At 65.3% G+C, this 15,684-nt stretch carries 12 protein-coding genes; 1 reads left to right on the top strand and 11 read right to left on the bottom strand.

Annotated features, from left to right (window positions below; genetic code table 11):
* Positions 1–27 precede the first annotated feature (27 nt).
* From NLM15_RS04490 to NLM15_RS04445, 10 genes are all read right to left on the bottom strand, one after another.
* Positions 28–1,362, bottom strand: coding sequence for an HlyD family type I secretion periplasmic adaptor subunit (locus NLM15_RS04490; protein ID WP_254115707.1), 1,335 nt, complete (start codon positions 1,360–1,362; stop codon positions 28–30).
* The gene (locus NLM15_RS04485; RefSeq protein ID WP_254115703.1) at positions 1,359–3,107 is read right to left on the bottom strand and encodes a type I secretion system permease/ATPase; all 1,749 of its coding nucleotides are present in this window, start codon (positions 3,105–3,107) and stop codon (positions 1,359–1,361) included. The genes NLM15_RS04490 and NLM15_RS04485 overlap by 4 nt, the downstream gene beginning before the upstream one ends.
* Before the next feature lie 260 nt (positions 3,108–3,367).
* Entirely contained in the window at positions 3,368–3,637 is a 270-nt protein-coding gene (locus tag NLM15_RS04480; protein WP_128922300.1) for a GlsB/YeaQ/YmgE family stress response membrane protein, read from the bottom strand.
* Positions 3,638–4,083: 446 nt separating this feature from the next.
* Positions 4,084–5,058, bottom strand: coding sequence for an ABC transporter ATP-binding protein (locus tag NLM15_RS04475; RefSeq protein ID WP_254115689.1), 975 nt, complete (start codon positions 5,056–5,058; stop codon positions 4,084–4,086).
* The gene (locus tag NLM15_RS04470) at positions 5,055–6,470 is read right to left on the bottom strand and encodes an amidase (RefSeq protein WP_254115687.1); all 1,416 of its coding nucleotides are present in this window, start codon (positions 6,468–6,470) and stop codon (positions 5,055–5,057) included. The genes NLM15_RS04475 and NLM15_RS04470 overlap by 4 nt, the downstream gene beginning before the upstream one ends.
* Positions 6,467–6,664 (bottom strand): hypothetical protein, encoded by a 198-nt coding sequence (locus tag NLM15_RS04465; protein ID WP_254115685.1) that lies wholly within the window; start codon positions 6,662–6,664, stop codon positions 6,467–6,469. Before NLM15_RS04465 ends, NLM15_RS04470 begins: the two co-directional genes overlap by 4 nt.
* Positions 6,661–7,722 carry an ABC transporter ATP-binding protein gene (locus tag NLM15_RS04460; protein ID WP_254115682.1) on the bottom strand — a complete coding sequence of 354 codons (1,062 nt, stop codon included), beginning with the start codon at positions 7,720–7,722 and terminating at the stop codon, positions 6,661–6,663. The genes NLM15_RS04465 and NLM15_RS04460 overlap by 4 nt, the downstream gene beginning before the upstream one ends.
* Positions 7,723–7,724: 2 nt before the next feature.
* Positions 7,725–8,627 carry an ABC transporter permease gene (locus tag NLM15_RS04455; protein ID WP_254115680.1) on the bottom strand — a complete coding sequence of 301 codons (903 nt, stop codon included), beginning with the start codon at positions 8,625–8,627 and terminating at the stop codon, positions 7,725–7,727.
* A gap of 2 nt (positions 8,628–8,629) precedes the next feature.
* Positions 8,630–9,583, bottom strand: a complete 954-nt coding sequence (locus NLM15_RS04450; protein WP_254115677.1) for an ABC transporter permease — start codon at positions 9,581–9,583, stop codon at positions 8,630–8,632.
* Between the two features lie 200 nt (positions 9,584–9,783).
* Positions 9,784–11,439, bottom strand: coding sequence for an ABC transporter substrate-binding protein (locus tag NLM15_RS04445; RefSeq protein WP_254115669.1), 1,656 nt, complete (start codon positions 11,437–11,439; stop codon positions 9,784–9,786).
* A 201-nt stretch (positions 11,440–11,640) separates the two neighbouring features.
* Between NLM15_RS04445 and NLM15_RS04440 the strand changes: the two genes are divergently transcribed.
* On the top strand, positions 11,641–13,236 hold the full coding sequence (locus NLM15_RS04440; protein ID WP_254115666.1) for an ABC transporter substrate-binding protein: 1,596 nt from the start codon (positions 11,641–11,643) through the stop codon (positions 13,234–13,236).
* 131 nt (positions 13,237–13,367) lie between these two features.
* Here the strand turns inward: NLM15_RS04440 and NLM15_RS04435 are convergent, their stop codons facing one another.
* Positions 13,368–15,599, bottom strand: a complete 2,232-nt coding sequence (locus tag NLM15_RS04435; RefSeq protein ID WP_254115660.1) for a CHASE2 domain-containing protein — start codon at positions 15,597–15,599, stop codon at positions 13,368–13,370.
* Positions 15,600–15,684 lie beyond the last annotated feature (85 nt).

The following is a 15,684-nucleotide window of genomic DNA, read 5'->3' as shown; positions in this document are numbered from 1 at the left end:
GCTCCGGAACGCCGCGCTTTTCGCGCGTCACTTCTCGCGGAATGCCCGCATCAGCTGGTCGTGCAGCGGCTTCATCAGGTAGGACAGCATGGTGCGGTCGCCGGTCTGGACGAAGGCTTCCACCGGCATGCCGGGGATCATCTTGACGTCGCCGAGACGGGCGACCTCCTCGGCGGACATCGAGACACGGATCGTGTAGTAGCTCTGGCCGGTGCGCTGGTCGGTGGTGACGTCGGGCGAGACGCGGCTGACGACGCCGTTGAGCTCGGGCGTGGTCCGCTGATTGAAGGCGGACAGCCGCAGCAGCGTCTTCTGGCCGATCTGGAGCTTGTCGATATCGACCGGATTGACCTTGGCTTCGACCTGGAGATCGTCGGCCTGCGGCACGATCAGCATCAGGGCGTCTCCGGCGGTGACGACACCGCCGACGGTGTGCACCGTCGATTGCAGCACCATGCCGTCCTGCGGCGCGCGGATATCGACGCGGCGGAGCTGGTCCTCGGCCGCGACCTTGCGCTCGATCATTTCGCCGATCTTGTCGTTGGTCTCGCGCAGATCCTTGGAGACCTCGCTCACCATGTCCTTGTCGACCTGGATGATCTGAAGCTCGGTCTCGGTGATCTTGCCCTTGGCTTGCGCGCGCGAAGCGATGTATTGCGCGCGCTCACCGTTCAGCCGTGCCGAGTCGCGCTCCAGCTGGGTCAGACGCGAGATCTGCACCAGACGCTTGTCATAGAGGTCGCGGACGCCGGTGAGTTCGTTCAGGACCAGCCCGATCTCCTTGTCCTTGGCGGTCTCCTGCGCGGAGAGGCCCTCGATCTCCTCGTTGAGCTGCAGGACGCGCTCGCGGAGCTGCGCCTTCTGGCCGGCGCGGCCGTTGACGCGGACGTCGAACAGCTTGGTCTCGGCGGCGAGCAATGCCTTGACGTCGGGGTCGCTGCTGCGATCGAGCAAGCCTTGCGGAAATTCGATCTTGTCCAGACCGCGCTGCTCGGCCTGGAGCCGGGCGGTGCGCGCCTGCGCGGCGTCGAGATTCTTGGTGACGATGGCGAGGTTCGCCTTGGTGACGGTGTCGTCGAGCCGTACCAGAATGTCGCCGGCCTTGACCACGTCGCCGTCGCGGGCGCGCAGCTCGCCGACCACGCCCCCGGTCGGATGCTGCACCTTCTTGACGTTGGATTCGACCACGATCTGGCCCGGCGCGATCAGCGCACCCGAGATCAGCACGGTCGACGACCAGCCGCCGAGACCGACGACCAGGACCAGCACGATCCCGAGCCCGAGCATCAGGTGAAACCGGATCGATTCCCGCACGGTCCTCTTCGCGGCGGGCTTTCCGCCGCCGATCGCCATTGTGCTCATGATTTTGGCACTCCGCCTTCGCTGACGATCTTGATCGGTGCCGGCGGCGTCACGCGCGGCTGGAGCACCTGGGCAAGCACCTGCTCCTTCGGCCCGAAGGCCTGCATGCGGCCGTCGCGCAGCACCAGGATCTGGTCGACCGCCTCGACGCCGATCGGGCGGTGCGCGACCACGATGACGATGGCACCGCGCTCGCGGGCGGCACGGATGGCGCGGGTCAGCGCCTCGTCGCCTTCGGTGTCGAGATTGGAATTCGGCTCGTCGAGCACGATCAGGAACGGGTTGCCGTAGAGCGCGCGCGCCAGCGCCACGCGCTGCGCCTGGCCTGCGGAGAGCGCGGAGCCCTGCTCGCCGACCTGCGTGTTGTAGCCCTCGCGCATCTTGATGATCATCTCGTGCACGCCGGCTTCCTTCGCCGCGGCGATGATGCCGTCAGACGTCGCTTCGGGATCGAAGCGGCTGATGTTCTGCGCGATGCTGCCGCCGAACAGCTCGACGTCCTGCGGCAGATAGCCGATGTGGCGGCCGAGCATGTCGGAGGACCACTGGTCGAGCGCCGCGCCGTCGAGCCGCACCTTGCCGCGCACCGGTTGCCAGACGCCGACAAGCGCGCGAATCAGCGACGACTTGCCGGAGCCGCTCGGCCCGATCACGCCGAGGCCGTTGCCGGCGGCGAGCGCGAAGGTCACGTCCTGCACGATGAGGCGCTGATCGCCCGGCGGCACCATGGCAATGCCTTCGACCGAGAGCCGGCTGGTGGGCGCCTGCAACTGGGTCGGCATCGCCTGCGCCGGCATCTGCTCGAGCAGGCGCGTGAGGCGCTGCCAGCTCTGGCGGGCCGCGACAAAGGATTTCCAGTGCGCGATGGCAAGATCGACCGGCGCCAGCGCGCGGGCGGAGAGGATCGAGCCGGCGATGATGATGCCGGCGGTCGCCTCCTGGTGGATGACGAGATAGGCGCCGACCGCGAGCACGGCCGATTGCAGCATCATGCGCAGCACTTTTGCGACCGCGCCGAGACCGCCGGCGACGTCGCTGGCACGCTGGTTGCCGTCGAGGTATTTTTCGTTGGCCTCGCTCCAGCGCTGGTTCATCCGGCCGGTCATGCCCATCGACACCATGACCTCGGCGTTGCGGCGGCTGGCGGCGGCGAGATCGTTGCGCTGGGCGGCAAGGCCCATCGCCTCCTTCGCCGGCTGGCGAGACAGGAACTCGGTGGCCATTGTCAGCCCGACCAGGATGATGGCGCCGACCAAAGCGGTGATGCCGATCATGACGTGGAAGGCGAAGCAGATGGCCAGATAGAGCGGCAGCCAGGGCAGGTCGAAGAACGCGCTCGGGCCCATGCCACCGAGGAAGGAACGGACATTGTCGAGGTCGCGCAGCGGCTGCAGGCCCTCGTTGCGGCTGCCGACCAGCAGCGGCAGGCGCACGATGGTGTCGAACACGCGCTTGTTGAGGGCCTCGTCAAGCGCGGTGCCGATCCGCCCCAGGATCCGGTTGCGGATCATGTCGAGCACGCCCTGCGCCATGTAGAGGAAGCTGGCGAGGATGATCAGGCCGACCAGTGTCGGAACGCTGCGGCTCGGCAAAACCCGGTCGTAGACCTCCAGCATGAAGATCGACCCGGTCAGATAGAGCAGGTTGATCATGCAGCTCATCAAGCCGACGCCGACGAACGCCGTGCGACAAGCGCGCAAGGCGTCACCGAGCTCTGAACGGCGGACGCCAGGTACGGCTGCCATCAGTCTGATCTCTTTCAGGTAAGGGGCAAAGCCCCGGATTTCATAGGCCGTTCAGGGGTACCCGACCCGGATTAACATCGTCTTCCGCTGCGGCCAGAGCAGCTGAATTCCTCCAGGCCCTGATGGGCCACATCATCCCCTGACGGCCCCGCACGCAAGTCCGGTATTTCACAGTCTTTACGGCTTTTTATAGCAGAGATCGCGGCCTCTCCCCAGCAGGGGAGAGGCGAAATATTCGAGTTCGCCGAGCGAATGTGACGCTAGAGCCGGCCGCCGCCGCGCACCAGCCGGACCACCAGCAGCAGGATGACCGCGCCGATGGCGGAGTAGACGATCTCGGAGACGAGGCCGGTGCCGAGGCGGATGCCGAGCTTCGGAAACAGAAGGCTCGCGACCAGCGCGCCGCAGATGCCGATCACGATGTCGCCGATGATGCCGAACCCGGCGCCCCGCACGATCTTCCCGGCCAGCCAGCCGGCGACCAGGCCGACGAACAGGATGACGAGCAGGCCTTCGTTCGAAATGTACATAAGTGAGGTCCCTCCGGCATGAATGCCCGGCATGGAACGGGAACCGGGATGAATGGGGTGTGAATGCTTGTTCCCACCGGCCGGTTGCGGCTGCGGAAACAAAAAAGTCGAAAACAACCCCATGCACAGTAGAGGCGGACTTCGTCGGCGGCGCGAGGTGAACTGTGACAACTCGGTGTTGTCGTGGGGGAATTCTGGAGAGGCGCGCGCTTCACAATAACGGAGCGCGCTGCACTCGCATTTTGCGAAAGTGAGGGACGACTGCTCTCTCATTTCCTCCCCCCTTGCGGGGGAGGGGCAGGGAGAGGGGTAGCCACGGGCGAGGTCTGAGTTTGTGGCTACCCCTCTTCCCCGCCCTCCCCCGCAAGGGGGGAGGGAGCGCAGCGGTGCGCGTGGCTGCACCTCAGCTGATATCGACAAACGCTGCGAGATAAATGCGACCGACGCTACGACGCACCCACCGGCTCCGCCAGCACGCACCTTGCCGCCCGGCCCGGCCCGACCTCCACATTGTCGGGCAATTGCTGCAGGCACCTGGGCTCGGCGAGCCTGCAGCGGGGGGCGAAGGAGCAGTTGTGGGGCTTCTCAGACAGCGACGGCGGCGTGCCGGGGATGGTTTCGAGGCGCTGCCCCCGCTTGGCGCCGTGGATGGTGGAGGCGAGCAGACCCTTGGCGTAGGGGTGCACCGGTGTGCGCACGATGTCGCGAAGCGTGCCCTGCTCCACGATCTGCCCGGCATACATGACCGCGACGCGGTCGCAGATCTCGATCGCGACGCCGATGTCGTGGGTGACGAAGATGACGGACATGCCGAACTCGCGCTGCAGCTCGCGCAGCAGCAAGAGGATCTGGATCTGCACGGTGGCATCGAGCGCGGTGGTCGGCTCGTCCGCCAGCAGAATCTTGGGACGGCAGGCGAGCGCCAGAGCGATCATCGCGCGCTGGCGCATGCCGCCGGACATCTCGTGCGGATAGGCATCCAACCGGCGCTTTGCCGAGGGGATGCGCACGACCTCGAGCATCTCCAGCGCTCTCGCGCGGCCCTCTGCAAAGCTCTTGCCTTCGTGGCGCACGACGCTCTCGGCGATCTGCGCGCCGATCGTGTAGACCGGATCGAGCGCGAGCGCCGGCTCCTGAAAGATCATCGAGACGGTCTGGCCGCGGAACGACGACAGCTGCTCGTCGTTCATGGCGAGCACGTCTTGCCCCATCACGTTGACCTTGCCCGTGATCTGCGTGCGCTTCTTCGGCAACAGCCGCATCAGCGCACGCAACGTCACGCTCTTGCCGGAACCGGACTCGCCGAGCAGGCCCAGCACCTCGCCGTCACCGAGCGAGAGATTGAGGTCGTTCACAGCATAGACCGTGCGCTCCCCGGTGAAGCGGATGTTGAGGCCCGAGATCTCGACGAGTTTTGTCATGACGGCAGTTTCGGCAATCGATCGTGATAGTCGGTGACGCGCTGGAACGCGGCGCCGATGGTGAGCAGGGTCGCTTCATCGAAGGAGCGGCCGATCAACTGCATGCCAACAGGCAAACCGCTTTTGGTGAAGCCGGAGGGAACCGTGAGCGACGGCAGGCCGAGATAGTTCACCGGGCGGGTGAACAGCGTCAGCCGCTGCACCATGGCCGGCGCGTTCGGGCCACCGCCGACATCGCTCTCCTCGATCGTCGGCGCCGGCACGGGCGATGCCGGCGCGATCAGCGCATCGACGCCTGCGGTCGCCGCATTGTGTGCGGCGAGCGCCGGGCCGCGCCAGCGCATCGCCTCGAGATAGGTGATGGCGGGCACGGCGAGGCCGTTCTGAAGCCGCATCAGGACCTGCGGGCCGTAATCCTGCGGACGCTCAATCATCCAGCGTTTGTGGAAGGCCGCCGCTTCGGCGGCGAGCACGAGCTGGCTCGCCGAGGACAATTGCCGCTGGTCCGGCAGCTCGACCGTGACGATGTCGGCGCCCTCGCGCTTGAGCACCGCGATGGTCTCGTCCAGCACGCGCGCGACCTCGCTGTCGAGATCGTCGACATAGAAGGAGGCGGGCACGCCGATCTTGAGCCCCTTCAGCGATCCCTTGGTCGCGCCGACATAGTCGGAGAGCGGCTCGTGGCTACAGGTGGAATCCGCAGGGTCAGCACCGGCCATCAGCGCCAGCAGCAGTGCGCAATCCTCGGCAGTCCTCGCAAGCGGGCCGACCGTGTCGAGCGATTGCGACAGCGGCATCGCGCCGGCGCGGCTGACGCGGCCGACGGTGGTCTTCAAGCCCGTGACGCCGCAAAAATGCGCGGGCATGCGGATCGAGCCGCCGGTATCGGAGCCAAGCGCCGCATAGGTCAGCCGCGCCGCGACTGCCGAGCCGGAGCCCGACGACGAGCCACCGGTGATATGCGCGACGTTCCAGGGATTGCGGACCGGGCCATAATGGGCGTTGTGACCGGTTGGGCCATAGGCGAATTCGGCCAGATGGAGCGTGCCGAGGCGGACCTGGCCGGCATCCTTCAACCGCTGCAAGGCCGTCGAAGTGACGGTCGGCACGAAGTCGCGGCGGATCAGCGAGCCACAGGTGGAGACCTTGCCGGCGTCGTAATACATGTCCTTGTGCGCGAGCGGCACGCCATGCAGCGGTCCGCGGACTTCGCCCTTGGCAAGCTCGGCGTCGGCGGCATCGGCGGCCTTCAGCGCGGCCTCCGACTCGATCGACATGAAAGCGTTGAGATGCGGCTGCCATTGCGCGATGCGGTTCAGCAGCGCGCGCGTCACCTCATGCGAGGACACCTGCTTCATCGCGATCGCACGCGCGACCTCGGTGAGCGTCATCAATGCAGGCTCGGAGCTCATTTCGACACCTTCTCCGTCTGCGCGATCGGATAGAGCGCGGGCTCGAGGTCGAACGGCAGCGTGCCGGCGATGGCCGCAAAGCCTTCGAAGGCCGGTCCGATGGAATTGGAGATGCGCGTCGCGATCTCGTCGTCCACGGGAACGCCGGCGACTTGCGCGATCGGCTTGATCTCTTTCGGTGTCGGTCTCGTCATACGGTTTCCTCCCTAAGCGCGCGGCTATGGCCTGAACCCGGAATCGCCATGTAGCACGCGGCTTCGTGGCCCATTGTATCGAGCGCTGTGAGCTTTGGTGTCGCATTTGCGCAGAGCGGCTCCGCAAACGGGCAACGGGTGTGGAAACGGCAGCCTGAGGGCGGATCGATCGGATTGGGCGGATCGCCCGTGATCGGCGGCTTCTCGGTCCGGCGATCCGGATCGGAGGACGGCATCGCAGCAAGCAGCGCGCGCGTATAGGGATGCGCCGGCTTGTCCCAGACCTGGTCGACCGGGCCGAGCTCGACGACCTCGCCGAGATACATCACCAGCACGCGATCGCTGATGTAGCGCACGACGTTGAGATCGTGGCTGATGAAGAGATAGGTCAGGCCAAACTCGCGCTTGAGGTCGGCCAGCAGGTTGAGCACCTGCGCCTCGACGGATTTGTCGAGCGCGGAGACCGCCTCGTCCAAGATCACCAGCCGCGGCGACAGCGCCAGTGCGCGCGCGATGTTGACGCGCTGGCGCTGGCCGCCGGAGATCTCGTGGGGATAGCGGTTGGCGAAATTTTCCGGGACCAGGCCCACCTTGCCGAGCAGCTCGCGGGCCAATGCGCGCGCCGCACCGTCGGCCATGCCGTGCACCTTGGGGCCGAAGGCGATGGACTCTTCGATCGTCAGGCGCGGATTGAGCGAGGCGTAGGAATCCTGGAACACCATCTGCATGCCGCGGCGCAGCTCGCGCAACGACAGCGACTGGCCGACGGTCATGCCGTCATAGATGATGTCGCCGGTGTCGCGCGGCATCAGATGCATCAAGAGGCGCGCGGTGGTCGACTTGCCGCAGCCGGATTCGCCGACAATGCCGACAGTCTCGCCCTTGGCGACGGCGAAGGAGACGTTGTCGACGGCGCGCACGGTGCGCTTCGCGGCGAACAGGCCGCCACGGACGGGAAAGTGCTTGGTGAGGCCATTGACCTGGAGCAACGGCTGCGCGATGCCGCCGACGTCCTCGACCGGCTCCAGCATTTCAACGGATGTGTTGCTCTCGCTCATGGCTAGTTCCTGATGTCCATGGCGCTGCGCAGGCCGTCCGAGAGCAGGTTGAAGCAGATCGAGACCGCGAAGATCATCGCACCCGGAAGGGCTGCGACCCAGGGATTGACGTAGATCGCGGTGCGCAAGGTGTTCAGCATCAGGCCCCATTCCGGTTCCGGCGGCTTGGTGCCGAGACCGAGGAAGGAGAGACCGGCGGCCAGGATCATCGAGACCGAAATCAGGCTCGTCGCATAGACGAAGATCGCCCCCAGCACGTTGCCGAGGATGTGCACGCGCATGATCGTGAAGGGCCCCGCACCCGACGCGCGCGCGGCTTCGACGAAGTCCATGTTGCGCACGCCCGTCGTGACGCTCTCGGCGACGCGGGTGATCTGCGGCACGAACACCACCGTCAACGACACGATGGAGTTGAGGATGCCGGCGCCCAGCGCTCCGGAGATCGCGATCGCGAGCAACACGGAGGGGAAGGCGTAGAACACGTCGATCGTGCGCATGATCGCGGTGTTGAGCTTGCCGCCGACATAGCCGGCAATGAGGCCGAGCGAGGTGCCGATGCAGAAGGCGAGGATCACGGGCAAAATGCCGATGACCAGCGACAGGCGCCCGCCATAGACGAGACGCGCGAGCATGTCGCGGCCGAGCTCGTCGGTGCCGAGCGGATAGCCGGTCGTACCGATGTGACGGAGGCGGCGGATCATCGAGCCCTTGTAGGGATCTTCGAGGCCCAGCCAAGGCGCAAGGATCGCGGAGAGGAAGATCAGCAGCAGCACCAGCGCGCAGGCCATGCTGACCTTGTCGCGCGTAATGCGGCGGCCGACGGTCGCCCAATAGCCACGCGCCTTGGTGGCGGGCGCGGCCTGCAGCGCGGCATCGGCGGTGGCGGACAACGGAAGCTCGCTCATCGCTAGCCCCGCTTGATGCGCGGGTCGATCGCGGCTTGCGCGATGTCGACCAGCAGATTGAGGAAGACGAAGAACAGCGCCAGGATCAGGATCGTGCCCTGGAGCAGCGGCAGGTCGCGCTGGAAGATCGCGGAGTTGAGCAGGAAGCCCGAGCCTGGCCAGGAGAACACGGTCTCGATCAGGATCGAGCCGCCGAGCATATAGCCCAGCTGAAGCCCCATCACGGCAAGCGCGGTGGGCGCGGCGTTCTTGATGACATGGCGGAACACGCCGATTTCATGCAGGCCTTTTGCGCGCAACGCCTCGACAAAGTCCTGTGAGAGGATGTCGCCGGTGAGCGCGCGCACGGTGCGGGTGACGATGCCCATCGGGATCACCGAGGTGGTGATCGCCGGTAGCACGAGATATTTCAGATGCGCCCAGTCCCAGGCCCAGGAGTTGGAGCCGTTCGGCCCCGCGCCGACCGCGGGCAGCCAGTTCAGCTGCACCGAGAAGATGATGACGAGCACCATGCCGAGCCAATAGTGCGGCACGGACACGCCGGCGATGGCGAAGGAGGTTGCGACCTTGTCGATCCAGGTCTCGCGGAAATAGCCGGCGATCAGACCGAGCAGGATGCCCATGGTGAAGCCGATGATGGCGGCGGCAATCGCCAGCGTGACGGTGTTGCTGACCGCGCGCATGACCTCGGCGAGCACGGGCCGCCCGGTGGCGATGGAATTGCCGAGATCGCCATGCAGGGCACGGAGCAGCCAAAGCCCAAACTGCACCGGCAGCGGCCGGTCGAAACCGTAGGCGGCGCGCAGCTGCGCCGCGAGCTCCTGCGAGGCGTCTGCGGGGAGCACGGCAACGAGCGGATCGCCCGGCGTGATGTGCACGAGCAGAAAGCACACCAGCGCAACGCTGATCACGATCGGGATGACATAGACGATGCGTCTGGCGATATAGGCGAGCACGTTTGGTTCTTTCTTCCTTCTCCCTTGTGGGAGAAGGTGGCGCGCAAGCGCCGGATGAGGGGTATCTATCCGCGGATGCAGTTGTTTCAAAAGCAAGAGCTCTCTCCGCGGAGAGAGACCCCTCACCCGGCTTCGCGATTCGCGAAGCCACCCTCTCCCACAAGGGGAGAGGGTGCACCGAGTACGTAACTAGCACCTCACTACTGCATCGACACCAGTGAGAAGTCGATGAACCAGCTCTTGGGCTGCACGACGCCCGTCACCTTCGGGCTGATGGCGCGGGGGCCGACGTCGTGGGCGACATAGAGGAAGGCTGCGTCGTCGACGGAGGCCGCGTGCAGCTCGGCGAGCGCAGCGTCGCGCGCGGCGGGATCGAAGGTCTGGCGCGCCTTCTTCACCAGCTCGTCGAACCTGGGCTCGTTGATGAAGCCCCAATTGTTCGAGACCGGCGGCGCCATGCCGGATTGCAGGAAGCGCACCAGCGCAAAGAACGGGTCCATCGCCGCATAGGTGACGTTGGTCGCGTTCGAGCCGTTGGCGCTGGGGTCCTTGGCGCCGCGGCGCCAGTTGGTGAACAGCGTGTTCCACTCGATGACGTCGAGCTTCACGTCGAAATAGCATTCGGCGAGCGCCTGCTGGAGATATTCATTCATCGGCAGCGGCTGCATCTGGCCCGAGCCTGACGCCGAGGTCTGGATCTTCACCGTCAGCTTCTTGGCCGGACCGAAGCCGGCCTCCTGCATCAGCTTTTGCGCGGCCGCCTTGTCATACTTGATCTCAAAGCCCGGCTTGCCGCGCCAGGGGTGTCCGGGCTCGAAAGTGCCGGTCGCCGGCACCATCAGGCCGGCGAGCAGGCCGTCCTTGAGGCCTTCACGATCGATGCAGAGATTTGCCGCCTTGCGGACGCGGATGTCGTTCCAGGGCGAGCCTTCCACGCGCGAGAATTGCCACGGCCAGACATGCGGCTGCTCGTTGGCGTAGAGCTTGAAGCCGCGCTGCTTGAGCTCGGGCAGCGCGTCCGGCGCCGGCGCCTCGACCCAATCGACCTGCCCCGAGAGCAGCGCCGCGGTGCGCGCGTTCGCTTCCGGCATCGGCAAGAGCACCATCTTGTCGACCTTGGGCACGCGATCCTTGTTCCAATAGCTTGCGTTCTTCACCAGTTCGAGCCGCTCGCGCGGCGTGAAGCTCGCCATCTTCCACGGGCCGGTACCCGAAGCGTCCTTGGCAAACGCGGTCCAGGCCGCCTGCGATTTCGCCTTGGCATCGGCGCCTTCGGCCTTGTCATAGAACGCCTGCCACTTCGCCGGGCTCGCCATGAACAGGTTGGTGAGGTTGATCGGCAGGAAGCTGTCGGGCTCCTTGGTGGTGAGCTCGACCGTCATGTCGTCGATCTTCTTCGCGGACGCCAGTGTCGGCATGCGCGAGGCGGTGACGCCGACCTGGCTGGCGTCGAACTGCGGCGCGTCCTGCTTCAGCACCTTCTCGACGTTCCACACCACCGCATCGGCGTTGAACGGCGAGCCGTCATGGAAGGTGACGCCGGGGCGCAGCTTGAAGGTCCATTTGGTCTTGTCGGAATCATCGACCTTCCATTCGGTGGCAAGGCCCGGGATCACCGTGCTCGCCTTGTCCGCCGAGGACAGGTCCCAGCCGGTGAGCCCGTCATACATGGTGAGGCCGGTGAAGCGATTGCCCTCAAAACCCTGATCGGGCTGGCCCAGCGTGCGCGGAATATCGGCAGCGGTCATGCCGATGCGCAGCACTGTGTCGGCACCGGCAACGCGCGGCCATGCGGCCGCAGTCGTCAGGGCCATCGCGGCGATCAATGCCGCGCGTGTCGTCGTCTTGATAAGCATCGTCTCATTCCTCTTCCGGCTTACGATGATTAATTTTGATGCAATCGTATGCAATGGCTATGCCAAGGAGAAACTTTTTCCGTGAATTGCCCCTGCGGCGACAAGTCCTTGTGATCGCGAGACGGCAAAGCAGCCCCGCTGCCTATTCTGGCATCAAGATTGCAAGTTTGGCCCCGATTTCTTCTTGGGAGCCCTGGGGCCATGCGTATCCGAATATCGACCTGTCTCGCCGTGCTCGCGCTGGCGATGTCCGCAATTCCGGCGCGCGCCGAAACAGTGGTGCGCTACGGCATCTCGATGGCGGACATCCCGCTGACGACGGGCCAGCCCGACCGCGGCGCCGGCGCCTATCAGTTCACGGCCTACACGATCTACGATCCCCTGGTCGCCTGGGAGATGGACGTCGCCGACCGGCCGGGGAAGCCGGTGCCGGGGCTCGCGACCGAATGGAAGGTGGATGAGACCGACAAGAAGAAATGGCGCTTTACGCTGCGCAAGGATGTGAAATTCCATGACGGCAGCGAGTTCAATGCCGACGCGGTGATCTGGAATCTGGACAAGGTGCTCAACGACAAGGCGCCGCAATTCGACAAGCGGCAGAGCGCGCAGGTGAAGACCCGCCTGCCCTCGGTCGCCAGCTACGCGAAGATCGACGATTTCACCGTGGAGATCACCACCAAGACGGTCGACTCCTTCTTTCCCTATCAGATGCTGTGGTTCCTGGTGTCGAGCCCGGCCCAGTACGAAAAGCTCGGCAAGGATTGGGACAAGTTCGCGAGCCAGCCCTCCGGCACCGGTCCGTTCAAGCTGACGAAACTGGTGCCGCGCGAGCTCGCGGAGCTCACGAAGAATCCGGACTACTGGAACAAGAAGCGCATTCCGAAGGCCGACAAGATCGTGCTGGTGCCGATGCCCGAAGCGCTGACGCGCACCAACGCGCTGCTCGCAGGGCAAGTGGACCTGATCGAGACGCCGGCGCCGGATGCCGTGCCGCAGCTGAAAGCCGCCGGCATGAAGATCGTCGACAACGTCACGCCGCATGTGTGGAATTATCACCTCAGCGTGCTGCCGGGCTCGCCCTGGACCGACATCCGCCTGCGCAAGGCACTTAACCTTGCCATCGATCGCGAGGCGGTGGTGGGCCTGATGAACGGGCTGGCGAAACCGGCGAAGGGCCAGGTCGACCCTTCGAGCCCGTGGTTCGGCAAGCCGAGCTTCGAGCTGAAATACGATCTCGCCGCGGCCAAGAAGCTGGTCGAGGAAGCCGGCTACTCCAAAGCAAAACCGCTGAAGGCCACCTTCATCATCGCGCAGGGCGGCACCGGCCAGATGCTGTCGCTGCCGATGAACGAATTCCTGCAGCAGAGCTTCAAGGAGATCGGCATCGATATCGACTTCAAGGTGGTCGAGCTCGAGACACTCTATACGCACTGGCGCAAGGGCGCGGCCGACGAGATGAACGCCGGCATCACCGCCAACAACATCGCCTACGTGACCTCCGATCCGCTCTACGCCATCGTCCGCTTCTTCGCCTCCGACCAGATCGCGCCCGTCGGCGTCAACTGGGGCGGCTACAAGAATCCGAAGGTCGACGCGCTGATCAACGAAGCCAAGCAGACTTTTGATACGGCCAAGCAGGACGATCTGATCGCGCAGGCGCATGCCCTGATCGTCGACGACGCCGTACTGGTCTGGGTCGTCCACGACACCAACCCGCATGCCCTGTCGCCGAAGGTGAAGCAGTTCGTGCAGGCGCAGCACTGGTTCCAGGATTTGACGACGATCGGGACAGAGTGAGGGGGCGGCGAGCACAGCTGTCGTAGGGTGGGCAAAGCGCAAGCGTGCCCACCCTCTCGCCGCGGTGAAAGCGATAGTGAGCACGGCGCTTCGCGCCTTTGCCCACCCTACGAGGGCGGCGACGCGGGCCGCTACTTCGTCAGCAGCGCATAGGCTCCCGTCCAGCCTTCCGGCGGCGGATTGAGCTGGAAATCCTTGATCCGCGCTTCATAGAGCTTGAACAGCTTTTCCAGCGTGTCGGCGTCCTCGCTGCGACGGCCGCGATCGATCGCATCCAGCGCGCCCTGCCAGTTGCGGCCGCGGTAGCAGCCGAGCATGTCGATGGTGACGTTGCGCAGGCGCTGGAAGGCGCCCGAATGCATCACGTCCTCGCGGCCGGCGATCGCGTAGATCACCTCGGGCTCGGTCTTGCCCTTGACCATGATGAAGTCGAGCTCGAGGATCGCGAACTTGTCCTTGGCAGCAAGCGCGGTCCTGGAGCCGACGATGATGGGAAAGCCGTATTCCTTCGACTGACCTTCGAGGCGCGAGGCGAGGTTCACGCTGTCGCCGAGCACGGAATAGTTCTTCTTCAGGTCGGAGCCCATGTTGCCGACCACGCCGATGCCGGTGTTGAGGCCGATGCCGACATTGAGCGGGATGTAGACGTGGCCGCCGTCGGCGGCCTCCTGCTCGCGCTCCTTGTTGACCGCGTCGATCTGCTCCAGCATCTGGATCGCGGCCTCGCAGGCGTTGACCTCGTGCTCGGCATCGTCGAGCGGCGCATTCCAGAACGCCATGATGGCGTCGCCCATGTATTTGTCGATGTAGCCCTTCTGATCGATGATGACGTCGGTCAGCGGCGTCAGAAAGCGGTTCATCAGTGCGATGAGGCCTTGCGGGTCGTTCTTGTAGGTTTCCGATATGGTGGTGAAGCCGCGCACGTCGGAGAACATGATCGTCATCTGGCGCTCCTCGCCGCCGAGCACGAGCTTTTCCGGCGACTGCGCGAGCTGTTCGACCAGCACCGGCGACATGTATTGCGCGAACATGCCGCGGATCTGCACGCGCTGACGCTGCTCGCGCACGAAGCTGGCGAAGATCAGCGTCAGGTAGATCGCGGTGGTCGACAGCAGCGGATAGGTGAAGTCGATGAGATAGCGATACTGCGCGTAGAAGAACCAGGACACGCCGACCAGGATGGCGGCGAACATCGCACCCGCGAGCACGAGGCGCACCGGCCCGAGGTTCGGCGTGAAGATGATCACGAGCAGGCCGATGATCAGCGCCGCGATCAACTCGACGCCGAGCGCGTAGTTCGGCTGGGAGATCACGGCGCCGCTCAGCACGCTCTCCAGCACCTGCGCATGGATCTCGACGCCCGGCATGGTCGAGGACACCGGCGTGGTCTTGATGTCGTTCAGTCCGACCGCGGAGGTGCCGACCAGCACCAGCTTGCCGGCGATCTTGGCCGGCGGCGCGGTGTTGTCGAGCACATCGGCCGCCGACACGTAGATCGAGGGATCCTGGCGGGCATAGTGCACCCAGAGCTGACCGTTCTTGTCGGTCGGGATCTCGACGCCCTTGAGGCGCACGGCCCGCACGCCGGTCTTGTCGGTCCGGACCAGCAGCGTCGGCGTTCCCGTGACGACGCGCAGGATCTCCAGGCTGAGCGAGGGCATGACCATGCCCTGGGCGCGCATGACCATCGGCACGCGCCGGATCAGACCGTCGCGCTCGGTCCTGATCGAGAACAGGCCGCGGCCGGCGGCGACCTTCTCGATGACGGGGACGTTGCGGAGCAGGCCGGGGAATTCGAACAGGAAGCGTTCGGCACCCTCCTCGCCGACCGTCGCGACGCCGGTGAAGGGCAGCGTCTTGTCGACCTCAGAGGATATGGCCCGCTGTCCCGTCTCGCCCAGCACCACGCGCGAGCGCCCGATCGCCTCGGCGAGGATCTCGTCGTTGGTCGGCAGCTCGCGCAGCTTGGCCCGGGTTGCGTCGTCCAGATAGCGCATCTGGCTCGCGACCAGATCCGGGTTGAGCCGGTCGGCTTCCGAGAACACCACGTCGAAGCCGATCGCGACCGCGCCGCTATTGGTGAGGTTCTGGATCAGGTCGGCGATCCGGGTGCGCGGCCACGGCCACTGGCCGAGCCTGGCGAGGCTCTTGTCGTCGATGTCGACGATGGTGACCGGCCGCGCCGTCTTGTGGCGCGGGTCGATCAACTGAAACATGTCGAACGTACGCAGCCGCAATTCCTGGATCGGCGGCGGATCCCAGAGACGAGCACCGGCAAACACCACCAGCAGCGCAAGGCACATCAGCCGCGCAAAGCCGAACTTCCGCGCAAACCACCGCCGCAGGATCTTGAGACGTTTCATTCGGATCGGACTTCCTGCCTCGCATCAGGCCGTGCGCGGATCATGGAACGCCATGACGCAAATGGCCATCGCTTCGGCGGCAGAG

The organism is Bradyrhizobium sp. CCGB20 (assembly GCF_024199855.1).
Lineage (GTDB): Bacteria > Pseudomonadota > Alphaproteobacteria > Rhizobiales > Xanthobacteraceae > Bradyrhizobium.
Note: the sequence above shows the minus strand (reverse complement) of the source record. Positions and strands in the feature narration are given on the sequence as shown.

Coding starts and splice junctions, on each gene's coding strand:
- NLM15_RS04490 (WP_254115707.1), bottom strand. CDS start 1,362: ATGAGCACAATGGCGATCGGCGGCGGAAAGCCCGCCGCGAAGAGGACC.
- NLM15_RS04485 (WP_254115703.1), bottom strand. CDS start 3,107: ATGGCAGCCGTACCTGGCGTCCGCCGTTCAGAGCTCGGTGACGCCTTG.
- NLM15_RS04480 (WP_128922300.1), bottom strand. CDS start 3,637: ATGTACATTTCGAACGAAGGCCTGCTCGTCATCCTGTTCGTCGGCCTG.
- NLM15_RS04475 (WP_254115689.1), bottom strand. CDS start 5,058: ATGACAAAACTCGTCGAGATCTCGGGCCTCAACATCCGCTTCACCGGG.
- NLM15_RS04470 (WP_254115687.1), bottom strand. CDS start 6,470: ATGAGCTCCGAGCCTGCATTGATGACGCTCACCGAGGTCGCGCGTGCG.
- NLM15_RS04465 (WP_254115685.1), bottom strand. CDS start 6,664: ATGACGAGACCGACACCGAAAGAGATCAAGCCGATCGCGCAAGTCGCC.
- NLM15_RS04460 (WP_254115682.1), bottom strand. CDS start 7,722: ATGAGCGAGAGCAACACATCCGTTGAAATGCTGGAGCCGGTCGAGGAC.
- NLM15_RS04455 (WP_254115680.1), bottom strand. CDS start 8,627: ATGAGCGAGCTTCCGTTGTCCGCCACCGCCGATGCCGCGCTGCAGGCC.
- NLM15_RS04445 (WP_254115669.1), bottom strand. CDS start 11,439: ATGCTTATCAAGACGACGACACGCGCGGCATTGATCGCCGCGATGGCC.
- NLM15_RS04440 (WP_254115666.1), top strand. CDS start 11,641: ATGCGTATCCGAATATCGACCTGTCTCGCCGTGCTCGCGCTGGCGATG.
- NLM15_RS04435 (WP_254115660.1), bottom strand. CDS start 15,599: ATGAAACGTCTCAAGATCCTGCGGCGGTGGTTTGCGCGGAAGTTCGGC.